The organism is Pseudomonas sp. LBUM1644 (genome assembly GCF_059716195.1).
Map to the genome: position 1 here is coordinate 705405 of NZ_CP166812.1, position 12549 is coordinate 717953.

10 protein-coding genes and 1 pseudogene are annotated in these 12549 nt (G+C 61.2%); 5 read left to right on the top strand and 6 right to left on the bottom strand.

Annotated elements, in window-relative coordinates:
* On the bottom strand, positions 1-1353 hold the full coding sequence (locus ACA052_RS03195) for a 3-oxoacyl-ACP reductase (protein WP_497648377.1): 1353 nt from the start codon (positions 1351-1353) through the stop codon (positions 1-3).
* 213 nt (positions 1354-1566) lie between these two features.
* On the opposite strand from ACA052_RS03195, the gene ACA052_RS03200 reads away from it, so the two are divergent.
* Together ACA052_RS03200 and ACA052_RS03205 are read left to right on the top strand one after the other, a co-directional pair.
* Entirely contained in the window at positions 1567-2844 is a 1278-nt protein-coding gene (locus ACA052_RS03200; RefSeq protein WP_497648378.1) for an acetyl-CoA C-acetyltransferase, read from the top strand.
* Positions 2845-3016: 172 nt separating this feature from the next.
* Positions 3017-3808, top strand: coding sequence for an AraC family transcriptional regulator (locus tag ACA052_RS03205; protein WP_497648379.1), 792 nt, complete (start codon positions 3017-3019; stop codon positions 3806-3808).
* Positions 3809-3899: 91 nt separating this feature from the next.
* Here ACA052_RS03205 and ACA052_RS03210 read toward each other — a convergent pair whose 3' ends face one another.
* Both ACA052_RS03210 and ACA052_RS03215 read right to left on the bottom strand, forming a co-directional pair.
* Positions 3900-4667, bottom strand: a complete 768-nt coding sequence (locus ACA052_RS03210; RefSeq protein WP_401359943.1) for a methyl-accepting chemotaxis protein — start codon at positions 4665-4667, stop codon at positions 3900-3902.
* A 90-nt stretch (positions 4668-4757) separates the two neighbouring features.
* Positions 4758-5846: pseudogene (locus tag ACA052_RS03215) on the bottom strand (cache domain-containing protein); the annotation flags it as partial.
* A gap of 470 nt (positions 5847-6316) precedes the next feature.
* Here ACA052_RS03215 and ACA052_RS03220 point away from each other — a divergent pair.
* Positions 6317-7210, top strand: a complete 894-nt coding sequence (locus ACA052_RS03220) for a PA4780 family RIO1-like protein kinase (protein ID WP_461957072.1) — start codon at positions 6317-6319, stop codon at positions 7208-7210.
* Positions 7211-7428: 218 nt separating this feature from the next.
* On the opposite strand, the gene cueR is transcribed toward ACA052_RS03220, so the two are convergent.
* The 3 genes from cueR to ACA052_RS03235 all read right to left on the bottom strand — a co-directional run bounded on the left by cueR (position 7429) and on the right by ACA052_RS03235 (position 10785).
* The gene (gene cueR / locus ACA052_RS03225; RefSeq protein WP_497648380.1) at positions 7429-7839 is read right to left on the bottom strand and encodes a Cu(I)-responsive transcriptional regulator; all 411 of its coding nucleotides are present in this window, start codon (positions 7837-7839) and stop codon (positions 7429-7431) included.
* Positions 7836-10229, bottom strand: a complete 2394-nt coding sequence (locus ACA052_RS03230; protein WP_497648381.1) for a heavy metal translocating P-type ATPase — start codon at positions 10227-10229, stop codon at positions 7836-7838. The genes cueR and ACA052_RS03230 overlap by 4 nt, the downstream gene beginning before the upstream one ends.
* Before the next feature lie 172 nt (positions 10230-10401).
* A complete protein-coding gene (locus ACA052_RS03235; protein ID WP_497648382.1) occupies positions 10402-10785 on the bottom strand; it encodes a hypothetical protein in 384 nt (127 codons plus the stop codon).
* 147 nt (positions 10786-10932) lie between these two features.
* Between ACA052_RS03235 and ACA052_RS03240 the strand changes: the two genes are divergently transcribed.
* Both ACA052_RS03240 and ACA052_RS03245 read left to right on the top strand, forming a co-directional pair.
* Positions 10933-11130 carry a cation transporter gene (locus ACA052_RS03240; protein WP_497648383.1) on the top strand — a complete coding sequence of 66 codons (198 nt, stop codon included), beginning with the start codon at positions 10933-10935 and terminating at the stop codon, positions 11128-11130.
* A 221-nt stretch (positions 11131-11351) separates the two neighbouring features.
* On the top strand, positions 11352-12548 hold the full coding sequence (locus ACA052_RS03245) for a multidrug effflux MFS transporter (protein ID WP_497648384.1): 1197 nt from the start codon (positions 11352-11354) through the stop codon (positions 12546-12548).
* The last annotated feature ends 1 nt before the right edge of the window (position 12549 follow it).

Genomic DNA, 12549 nt, shown 5'->3' on the forward strand with positions numbered 1-12549 from the left:
CTAAGCCCCCAGAACGCTTTGTCCACAGACGCGCAGCGCTTGCCCGGTAAAGGCGCCGGTGCCCGGTTGCGCCAGCCAGGCGACTGCTTCGGCGACGTCTTGCGGCAGACCGCCCTGGCCCAGTGAACTCATGCGCCGACCGGCTTCGCGCAAGGCGAATGGAATGTGCGCCGTCATCTGCGTTTCGATGAAACCCGGCGCGACCGCGTTGATGCTGATGCCGCGCTCATTCAGCAGCGGCGCCCACGCCTGGGCCAGGCCGATCAACCCGGCTTTGCTCGCCGCGTAGTTGGTTTGCCCACGATTGCCGGCGATGCCACTGATGGACGCCAGCAGAATCACCCGGCCGTTGTCACGCAACGTGCCGTTGTCGAGCAACGCCTTGGTCAGCACTTGGGGCGCATTGAGGTTGACCGCGAGCACCGCGTCCCAGAATTCCGGGGTCATGTTGGCCAGGGTTTTATCGCGCGTGATGCCGGCGTTATGCACCACGATGTCGATGCCGTCGGGCAGTTGTTCGACCAATTGTGCGGCGGCGTCTTCGGCGCAAATGTCCAGGGTGATGCTGCGTCCACCGAGGCGCGCAGCGAGCGCTTCGAGATCGGTCTTGGCCTGGGGCACGTCGAGCAGGATCACGTCGGCGCCGTCACGGGCCAGGGTTTCGGCGATGGAGGCGCCGATGCCGCGAGCGGCGCCGGTGACCAGCGCTTTGCGGCCGGACAGCGGGCGCGTCCAGTCCGTCACCTGCGTGTCGCAGGCATTCAGGCGAATCACTTGCCCGGACACGAAGGCACTTTTTGGCGAGAGGAAAAACCTCAGCGGGCCTTCCAGTTGATCCTCGGCACCTGCGCCGACATGGATCAACTGCAACGTGCCGCCGCTGCGCAATTCCTTGGCCAGTGAACGGCTGAAACCTTCAATGGCGCGCTGGGCGCTGGCGGCAAACGGATCGCTGAGCGTGTCCGGCGCCCGTCCGAGAATCACCAGGTGCGCGCTGTGATCGAGGTTTTTCATCAGGGGCTGGAAGAACTCGCGCAACTGTTTGAGTTGATCGGTTTGCACCAGGTCACTGGCATCGAACACCACCGCTTTGAGTTTTGGGCCATGCCCGGGAATCCATGCGGTGGCCAGTGACGGTTCGGCGCCGTAGCTATAGATCGCGTCGGTCAGGCGATTGGCGAAAGCGCTGACTTTCTCCGCCAGCGCACCGCCGCCCAACAGCAGCGCCCCTTCGACCGGACGCAGCCGGCCTGCTTGCCAGCGCTCCAGCCGTACCGGCGACGGCAGACCCAGGGCCCCGACCAAACGATGGCCGATGGATGAATTGGCGAAGTCGATATAGCGGTCAGACATGGAACGCGCTCCAGCAGCTGGGGTTCAAAGTGTGGACCACGAATGGCGATCAGTCGTTCGATCCGCGAGATAAGGCCTACGCTTGAACATTGTAGGAGCTGCCGCAGGCTGCGATCTTTTGATCTTGATCCCGAAAAACAAGATCAAAAGATCGCAGCCTGCGGCAGCTCCTACAGGGCGGTTTTCAAATCGGTATTTCATCAGGAGCTTTTCATGACTCAGCTGCGCCGCGTCGCGATTATCGGCGGTAACCGGATCCCCTTCGCTCGCTCCAATGGGCCCTACGCCACCGCCAGCAACCAGGCGATGCTCACCGCCGCGCTCGAAGGCTTGATCGAGCGTTTCAACCTGCACGGTTTGCGTATGGGTGAGGTGGCGGCCGGCGCGGTGCTCAAGCATTCCCGGGACTTCAACCTGACCCGCGAATGCGTGCTCGGTTCGCGGCTGTCGCCGACCACCCCGGCCTACGACATTCAGCAAGCCTGTGGTACCGGTCTGGAAGCGGCGTTGCTGGTGGCGAATAAAATCGCTCTCGGCCAGATCGAATGCGGCATTGCGGGCGGCGTCGACACCACCTCTGACGCGCCAATCGGCATCAACGAAGGCTTGCGGCGCATCCTCCTGCAAGCCAATCGCGCCAAGACCACCGCCGACAAACTGAAAACGTTTTTGCAGCTACGGCCGGGTCACCTCATCCCGGAATTTCCACGCAACGGTGAGCCGCGAACGGGGCTATCGATGGGCGAACATTGCGAGTTGATGGCGCAGACCTGGAACATCCCGCGCGCCGAGCAGGATCAGTTGGCGTTGGAAAGTCATCAGAAATTGGCCGCTTCCTACACCGAAGGCTGGCACAACGATCTGATGACGCCGTTTCTCGGCCTGACCCGCGACAACAACCTGCGCCCGGACCTGACCCTGGAAAAGCTCGCCGCACTCAAACCCGCGTTCGAAAAAAGCGCCAAGGGCACGCTGACGGCGGGCAACTCCACACCGCTCACCGACGGCGCGTCGTTGGTGTTGCTGGGCAGCGAGGAATGGGCGAAGGCGCGTGGCTTGCCGATCCTCGCCTACTTGCGCGACGGTGAAGCGGCGGCGGTTGATTTCGTCAACGGTGCCGAAGGCTTGTTGATGGCGCCGGTGTACGCGGTGCCACGTCTGCTGGCGCGCAACGGCCTGACCTTGCAGGACTTCGATTACTACGAAATCCACGAAGCATTCGCCGCGCAGGTGCTGTGCACATTGAAGGCCTGGGAAGATCCGCAGTACTGCAAAACCCGCCTCGAACTCGACGCACCGCTGGGTTCCATCGACCGCAGCCGGCTCAATGTCAAAGGCAGCTCGCTGGCGGCGGGGCATCCTTTCGCCGCCACCGGCGGGCGCATCGTCGCCAACTTGGCCAAGTTGCTCGACGCTGCGGGCAAAGGTCGGGGTCTGATCTCGATCTGCGCCGCTGGCGGACAGGGCGTCACCGCAATCATCGAACGCTGAGCTCGCGATCCCCTGTAGGAGCTGCCGCAGGCTGCGATCTTTTGATCTTAAAAATCAAGATCAAAAGATCGCAGCCTGCGGCAGCTCCTACAGGGGGATTTGCGATGTTGAATAGATGAGTGACTTGGCCTAACGTCGCCTCATCAGCCAGCTTGCGACATAAGGCCAGTCAATGCCGACTAACGGACAACTTTCCCTCGAACGGATGATTCCGGCCCTGACCGTGCTGCCGCGCCCCTTGTACGCGCGGGCGGAAAGTCTTAATGCCGGGTCGTGGACACCGCCGCATCGTCACGATTGGGTGCAGTTTTCCTACGCCATCAGTGGTGTTCTCGGCGTGCACACCGCCGAGGGCAGTTTCTTTGCGCCGCCGCAGTGGGGTATCTGGATACCGGCGGATCTTGAACACCAGGTCGTGACCTCGATGCGCGCCGAGATGCGCAGCCTCTATGTGCGTCGCGAAGAGTGTGAGTGGGCGGACGGGCGCTGCCGGGTGCTGGAAGTCACGCCGCTGGCACGGGAGTTGATCAAGAGCTTTTGTTTGCTGCCGGTGGAATATCCACAGGGTGACAGCCCGCAGGCGCGGCTGGTGAGTGTGCTGCTGGACCAGTTGGCGAATCTGCCGGAGGTCGGTTTTTCTCTACCGTTGCCTCGCCATCAGCGACTGCTGGGCTTGTGCAACGAGCTGATCGAAAGCCCCGAGCGCAGCGTGACGTTGCAGGAGTGGGCCGAACGGTTGGGCATGTCGGAGAAAACCCTGATGCGCCTGTTCCAGCGTGAGACCGGATTGAGCTTTCGGGGGTGGCGCCAGCGCATGCGGTTGTTGTCGTCGCTGAGTTGGCTGGAGGAGGGCGACAGCGTGACGAATGCGGCGCTGTCTTGCGGGTATGACTCGACGTCGGCGTTTATTGCGGCGTTCAAGGGGTTGTTCGGGTTTACCCCGGGGGAATTATTTCGGCAGTAAAAGATCGCAGCCTGCGGCAGCTCCTACAGGAGTACGCCGATCCCCTGTAGGAGCAGCCGAAGGCTGCGATCTTTTGATCTATCTGTTGACCTTAAGTCCTGAACCGCCGAACCAACCCATCCAGCTCATTCGAAAGCCCCGCCAGACTCTGCGAATCCAGCCGCGCCGAATTCGCCAGTTCCGCCACCAACTGCGCATCGCCGTGAATCTGGCTGATGTGCCGATTAATGTCTTCTGCCACCTGATGCTGCTGTTCCGCTGCCGTGGCGATCTGGGTATTCATGTCACGAATGACGTCCACCGACTCACGAATCAGCCCGAAGCTGCTGCGCGCTTCACCGATCCGTGTCACCGACTGCTGCGACACTTCCAGGCTCGCATGCATCTGTTGGGTCACCTGGCTGGTGCGCTTGGCGAGGTTGCCGAGCAGACCGTCGATTTCCGCCGTGGAATCGGCCGTGCGCTTGGCCAGTGCCCGTACTTCGTCGGCCACGACCGCAAACCCGCGACCCTGCTCACCGGCCCGCGCTGCTTCAATAGCGGCGTTCAGCGCCAGCAGGTTGGTTTGCTCGGCAATCGAACGAATAGTCCCGAGGATCGACTGGATGTCGTTGCTGTCGCGCTCAAGCTGTTGCATCGACTGCGCCGACTGTTCGATTTCCTGGCTCAGGCGATCGACGCTCGTCACGGCCGCATCAATCTGCTGCTGACCTTCGCGGGCCTGGCGCTGGCCACTGTCAGCGGATTCCGCCGCCTGGCTGCAAGAACGTGCGACTTCGTTGGCGGTGGCGACCATTTCGTGGAACGCCGTGGACACCATGTCCACCGCTTCACGCTGGCGCCCGGCCGCTTCGGCCATGTCGCTGGAGACCTGGGTCGAGCTCTTCGAGGTATCGAGAATCTTGGTGGCCGCGCCACCAATGCTCTGGATCAGGTTACGGATCGCCGCCAGGAACTGGTTGAACCAGTTGGCCAGTTGCGCAGTTTCGTCGCTGCCACGGACTTGCAGGTTCTTGGTCAGGTCGCCTTCACCTTGGGCGATGCCTTCCAGGCCATCGGCCACACTGCGGATCGGCCGCACGATGACGCTGGCGAAACTGGCACCCACGACGGCGAAGATCACTGCCAGTACGGCGGCAATGATTGCGATCAACCAGGTCAGTTGGGTCGCGGTGCTCATCACATCGCTCTGCTTGATCAGGCCGATGAAGGTCCAGCCCAGTTGCTCGGACGGCCAGACGTTGGCCATGTAGCGCTCGCCATTGAGTTCGACTTCGACCAGGCCTTTGCCGGCCTTGGCCAGTTGCGCATAACCCTCGCCGAGGCTGCTCAGGGCCTTGAAGTTGTGTTCCGGTTGCTTCGGATCGACCAGTACGGTGCCGGAGTTCTCCAGCAGCATCAGGTAGCCGGTTTCGCCGAGCTTGATCTGTTTGACCAGTTCGGTGAGCTGTTTGAGCGACACGTCGATGCTGACTACGCCGCCGTTGGTGCCCAGCTTGTTGTCGATGGTGCGTACGGTGCTGACGTAGGACGTATCATTTTCGGCCCAGTAGTAGGCCTCGGTACGGAACGGCTTGCCCGGTTTGGCCTGGGCCGCCTTGAACCACGGGCGCTGGCGCGGGTCGTAATTGGCCAGCTTGGCATCGTCCGGCCACGACACGTAACCACCGGCGGCGGTGCCGAGGATGGCGTAGGCGTAGGACGGATGGGCATTGCCCAGGTCCTGCAGGAAACCGAAGACTTTTTTGTCCATCTCGCCCTGAGGAATGCTGGCGGCGTTGGCGTTCATGTAGGTCTTGAGGCTGTCGTCGGAATTCGTGATCAGCGGTTGCTTGGCCAGGTATTCGACGTTCTGGCTGATGCCGTCGAAGAACAGTTGCATGGCATTGCTGACCTGACGGATTTCGCGACCGCTGTTGTCGACGAATTCGTCCTTGGCATCGCTGCGCAAGTTCAGCACAACGAGTGTGGCGACCAGCACCACGGGCAAGCAGGCGATGATTGCAAACGCCCAGGTCAACTTTTGTTTGATGTTCATCCGCGCTCCAGATTTTCTTGTAGGCCCACGCAGTGCAGATGACTCGCGGATTTTTGGCAGCCGAAAACGTTAGGGTTCAACTCGGGTCCGTGAGTGCGCAGTCGTTTTTTCTGTAGGAACGGTTGTCGGACAATTCACTTTGTCACTGATGACTTCGGCTGACGGAGGCGGAAATTTAGGGATATCGAGAAAAATCCTACGAAAGGGGGGGGTAATGCCGGTCTTTGTAGGAGTGAGCTTGCTCGCGATGGACTGAAGAGCGCCGTGTTTTACCAGTAAATTCGCGTTATCGTTAACAACCATCGCGAGCAAGCTCGCTCCTATATACGTGGGTAAAACAGGCACATTGTGTGCATTTTGAGATTCACAGTAATGTTCATAGGTCGGCAACCCCTCCCCCGAACGAGTGGATTGCCGTATAACGAATGACTTTCGCGTGTTTGGTAATAAAGGACCCACAATAAAAGCTGATGAAGACTCCAAAACGCATTGAACCCCTGATCGAGGACGGTCTGGTCGACGAGGTGCTGCGCCCACTCATGAGTGGTAAAGAAGCAGCTGTTTATGTGGTGCGCTGCGGCAACGAGTTACGTTGCGCGAAGGTCTACAAGGAGGCGAATAAACGCAGTTTCCGTCAGGCGGCCGAGTACCAGGAAGGCCGTAAGGTGCGCAACAGCCGTCAGGCTCGGGCGATGGCCAAGGGCTCCAAGTTCGGCAAGAAAGAAACCGAAGATGCCTGGCAGAACGCCGAAGTGGCGGCGTTGTTCCGTCTGGCCGGCGCTGGTGTGCGGGTGCCCAAGCCGTATGACTTCCTCGAAGGCGTGCTGCTGATGGAGCTGGTGGCCGACGAATACGGCGATGCCGCCCCACGTCTGAACGACGTCGTGCTGGAGCCGGATCAGGCCCGCGAATATCACGCGTTCCTGATTTCGCAGATCGTGCTGATGTTGTGTACCGGTCTGGTGCACGGTGACTTGTCCGAGTTCAACGTACTGTTGACCCCGACTGGCCCGGTCATCATCGACTTGCCGCAAGCGGTAGACGCGGCCGGCAACAACCACGCGTTCAGCATGCTGGAGCGGGACGTGGGCAACATGGCGTCCTACTTCGGGCGTTTTGCACCGGAGTTGAAAAAGACCAAGTACGCCAAGGAAATGTGGGCGCTGTACGAAGCCGGCACCTTGCACCCGGCCAGCGTCTTGACCGGCGAGTTCGACGAGCCGGAAGAGTTGGCCGACGTTGGCGGGATCATGCGCGAGATCGAGGCCGCACGCCTCGATGAAGAGCGCAAGCAAGCGGTTCGGGCGGCGGATGACGCGCCACCGGGCAAAACCGAAGAGCCGCCTCCGCCCTGGATGCAGTGATCGGTTAAAAAAACCCGGCTTCGGCCGGGTTTTTTGTAGAGGCTTGATCCGAATCTCCAAACACTGACCATCCAATGTGTGGGCTTGCTCGCGAAGGCGGTGTGTCAGTCAATTTGGATGCTGAATGTGCTCGCATCCCCCTGTAGGAGCTGCCGAAGGCTGCGATCTTTTGATTTTTGCTTTTAAAAGGATCAAAAGATCGCAGCCTGCGGCAGCTCCTACAGGGGAGGGCTGGTGCAGCAACCCGACTCAAGGTTTTTGAGGATCGGGCAATCCGGCCGGTGGTCGCCCTGGCAATGTTCAACCAGGTCTTGCAGAGTGTCGCGCAACTGGCCGAGTTCGCGGATTTTCTGATTCAGTTCGTCGATATGCTGACGCGCCAAAGCCTTCACATCGGCGCTGGCGCGCTGGCGGTCTTGCCAGAGGGTCAGCAATTTGCCGACCTCCTCCAGAGAAAACCCCAGGTCACGGGAGCGCTTGATAAAGGCCAGCGTGTGCAAATCATCGTCGCCGTATACCCGGTAACCGCTGTCGGTGCGATGGGCGGCCTTGAGCAGGCCGATGGACTCGTAATAACGGATCATCTTCGCGCTAAGGCCGCTGTGGCGGGCCGCTTGGCCGATGTTCATCGGTTGTCCTCCAGATCCTTGGGTTTCCAGGTTTTCAACAGTAACGCATTGCTGACCACGCTGACGCTCGACAATGCCATCGCCGCGCCTGCCAGCACCGGGTTGAGAAAACCGAAGGCTGCCAGCGGAATGCCTATCAGGTTATAGACGAAGGCCCAGAACAGGTTTTGACGAATCTTTGCGTAAGTCTTGCGGCTGATGTCCAGCGCTGCCGGCACCAGTCGTGGATCGCCGCGCATCAGGGTAATACCTGCTGCGTGCATGGCGACATCGGTGCCGCCGCCCATGGCGATACCGATATCGGCAGCAGCCAGGGCCGGGGCATCGTTGATGCCATCGCCGACCATCGCCACCACACCGGTTTTTTTCAGTTCGGCGACCGTGGCGGCTTTGTCGGCCGGCAGCACTTCGGCATGGACATCGTTGATGCCAAGTGCCTCGGCGACCACTTTGGCGCTGCCGCGATTGTCGCCGGTCAGCAGGTGGCTGCTGATGTGCCGTGCGCGGAGTTGTTGCACCGCTTGCAGCGCACCGGGTTTGAGGGTGTCACCGAAGGCGAACAGGCCCAATACTTTCCGTTCGGGGCTTTGCTCGATCAGCCAGGACAGCGTCCGGCCTTCGGTTTCCCAGGCGGTGGCGGAGCCCGCCAATGGGCCGGCGTTCAAACCGCTCTCTTCCAGTAGACGACGATTACCCAACGCCAGGCGCCGACCGTCGAGCGTGCCGGCAATGCCACGACCGGCCAGCGATTGACTGTCGCTGACATCCGCCACGATCAAATCACCTTCGGCGCACGCATCCAGCACCGCCCTGGCCAACGGATGTTCACTGCCGCGTTGCAGGGCACCCGCCAATTGCAGCAGGGCGGCTTCATCACCGTCGATGGCACTCAAGTGCGCAATCCGCGGTGCACCCGAGGTCAGCGTGCCGGTCTTGTCGAACACCACGGCGCTGACTTCATGGGCACGCTCTAGCGCTTCTGCGTCCTTGATCAGAATCCCGTAGCGCGCCGCCACACCAGTGCCGGCCATGATCGCCGTTGGCGTGGCCAACCCGAGGGCGCAAGGGCAGGCGATCACCAGCACCGCGACGGCATTGATCAGCGCAGTTTCCATCGGCGCGCCGTACAGCCACCAGCCGATCAAAGTGGCCAGGGCCAGCAGCAAGACCACGGGCACGAAGACCTGGCTGACTTTATCCACCAGTTTCTGGATCGGTGCCTTCGCGGCTTGAGCGTCCTCGACCAGACGGATGATGCGCGCCAGCACGGTTTCCGCGCCGAGCGCCTGGGTACGAACCAGCAACCGGCCTTCGCCATTGATCGCCCCGCCGGTCACCTTGTCGCCGGGTTGCTTGGGGACGGGCAGGCTTTCGCCACTGATCAGCGCTTCGTCGGCGTGGCTTTGGCCTTCGACCACTTCGCCGTCCACCGGGAAACGTTCGCCGGGTTTGACCATCACCAGATCATTGAGGCGCAACGCGCTGATGGCGACGTCTTGCTCACGGCCGTCAATCACCTGAATCGCCCGTTCCGGGCGCAAGGCTTCGAGGGCACGAATGGCGCTGGCGGTCTGGCGCTTGGCACGGCTTTCCAGGTATTTGCCCAGCAATACCAGGGCGATCACCACTGCCGAGGCTTCGAAATACAGGTGCGGCATGCGCCCGGCGGCGGTAGCCCATTCGTAAAGGCTCAGGCCGTAACCGGCGCTGGTGCCCAACGCGACCAGCAAATCCATGTTGCCGGCACCGGCACGAACGGCTTTCCAGGCGGCCACATAAAAACGCGCGCCGAAGACGAATTGCACCGGCGTCGCCAGCGCGAATTGCGCCCAGACCGGGAGCATCCAGTGTACGCCGAGCGGTTGCAGGAGCATCGGCAACACCAGCGGCAAGGCGAGGATGATCGCCATGATCAAGGCCCAGCGCTCGCGGTGCAGGCGTTGTTGCTGATGATCGGTTGGTGGGTGTTCTGGTTCCCAGACGCTGGCGCTGTAACCCGCCTTGGCCACGGCGGCGATCAGTGTCGGCGGCTCGATCTGCCCAAGCAGTTCGAGGTGGGCGCGTTCGTTGGCCAGGTTGACGCTGACGCTTTTGACGCCCGGCACCTTGGCCAGCGCCCGTTCGACGCGACCGATGCAGGAGGCGCAGGTCATGCCGTCGATGCTCAATTCCAGGCTTCGCTGCGGCACGCTGTAACCGGCCTGCTGCACCGCGTCCATCAAGGCCGGCAGGCTGTCGCTGGGTGCTTGAACACGCGCCTGTTCGGTGGCGAGGTTGACGCTGACTGCGCTGGCGCCAATGACTTTGCTCAAGGCTCGCTCGACACGCCCGGCGCAACTGGCACAGGTCATGCCGGCAATCGGCAGATCGAAGGTGGTGGATTCGGACATGGGTCGCGCTCCTTGTAGAAGATGTCTACAGGATCAACCTTGCCATGCTGGCAAGGTCAAGCGCCATTATTCAGATCAAAAGATCGCAGCCTTCGGCAGCTCCTACATGGATTGATGTACACCCTGTAGGAGCTGCCGAAGGCTGCGATCTTTTGATCTTTGTACCGTCGACTCAATAATCCAGGGCAGCCGCTTTCAGGTACATCCCTTCCTGCGTCATCGCAATCCGGAACTTCAATACATCCCCGGCCCTGAGCGTGATGATCTGCGATCCCGGCGCCAACATGCCCGGATTGCACCCCGGCGCTTGCCCCGGCAGCAATTTAAGACGCAGCGATACATTGCCCGGTGGCAGGTTGAACGAGGTGCTTTGTTCCTGGAACAGACGCGCCGACAGCTGATCCTGGATGTACACACCGATCTCGCAGCTGGTCGACACTTCCAGGCGCTCGCGGGAAATGATCAGAACGCCATAGTCCTCCCCGGCGGCATTGACCGAAGGGATGGCGGCGAAAAGGCTGAGGAAGCCAAACAGGCTGAGAGCTGACCAGCGCATGGCTGAATCTCCTGGTGTCGAGTCATTGATGCACGCAGCTTGGCCGAGCGCGGCGACGAATGCCAGCCCGGCAGCTCACTTCAGAACTTGACCTTGCCATGGTGGCAAGCCCGAGAGTGCTCGCAACCCTACTGAAGGAGTCATTCCATGCAAGTGTTCAACGTTCAAGGCATGTCTTGCGGTCACTGCGTCAAGGCCATCACTCAAGCGGTCCAGGCCAAGGATCCGACTGCGAGCGTGCGGGTCGATCTGGCGGCAAAAGAAGTCGGCGTCGAAAGCGCGTTGACCGTCGATCAAGTGATCGCGGCAATCAGCGAGGAAGGCTACGAGGCGAAAGTCGCCTGAGGCCAACCACAGGTCCTGTGGGAGCGGGCTTGCTCGCGAAGGCGCAGTGTCAGTCGACATTAATGCTGAATGACACACCGCCTTCGCGAGCAAGCCCGCTCCCACACTGTTTTTTGCATTCATCCACTGGTTTTTAATAGTTAGCGAGCTATCAGAATGTTCAAGGGGTTCATGCGAGGCTAGACTGTGGGGCCGCTGACCTTAGTCACACTGGATGCCTGATGAACTTCCGTACCATTTTGATTCTCGGCGCGCTGAGCGCGTTTGGTCCGCTGGCGATCGATTTCTATCTGCCGGCCTTCCCGGCCATGGCGCTGGCGTTTGGCACCGATGAACAGCACGTTCAGCTGACGCTGGCAGCGTATTTCCTGGGTTTGTCCATGGGTCAACTGGCCTACGGCCCGGTGGCGGATCGTTTTGGGCGACGCATTCCGTTGCTGACCGGCGTCGGCTTGTTCACCGCTGCTTCCCTGGCGTGCGCCTATTCGCCGAACCTTGAATGGTTGCTCGGCGCGCGTTTCGTACAGGCGCTGGGCGGTTGTGCGGGGATGGTGGTTTCCCGGGCGATCGTCAGTGACAAATGCGATGCGGTGGGCTCGGCGAAAGTCTTTTCACAGCTGATGCTGGTCATGGGGCTGGCGCCGATTCTCGCGCCGATGCTCGGTGGGTTGCTGGTAAACACCACGGGTTGGCAGTCGATCTTCCTGGTGCTGACCGGTTTCAGTGCGTTGGCGGGGTTGGCCGTGGCCCTCGGATTGCCGGAAAGCATGCCGGCTCATTTGCCACGTCAGCCATTATCGGGCGCGCTGCGCCAGTATGGCCGCCTGTTGTCGGACCCGGTGTACCTCGGCCACGCCCTGACCGGTGGCATCGCCATCGCCGGGATGTTTGCCTATATCGCCGGTTCACCGTACGTCTTCATCAAACTGTATGGCGTACCTGCCGAACACTTCGGTTGGCTGTTCGGCGCCAATGCCGCGGGTTTCATCCTTGTGGCGCAGGTCAACGCGCGACTGCTCGCCAAGCGGGGCCCGGCGTTTTTGCTGGCGCGCGCGGTGTGGGTCTACCTGGGGGCCGGCCTTACGCTGATGGCGGTCAGTGCGCTGCACACCGAGCAGTTATGGCCGCTACTGATTCCACTGTTTATCTGCATTTCCAGCCTCGGTTGCATTCTGCCCAACGCTTCGGCCTGCGCCATGAACGGGCAGGGTGCCCGCGCGGGCAGTGCGTCGGCGATGCTCGGTTGCCTGCAATTCAGCGTCGCCGCCGGGGCGGCCGCGCTGGTCGGTGTCTTGTACGACGGCACGGCCCTGCCGATGGCCATGGTCATCAGCCTGTGCGCAATTCTGGTGGTGAGCGTGGCGATGCTCACCCGGCGTCTGCAAAATGCCCGGGCGCTGGTACAAGCCCAGGTGTGAG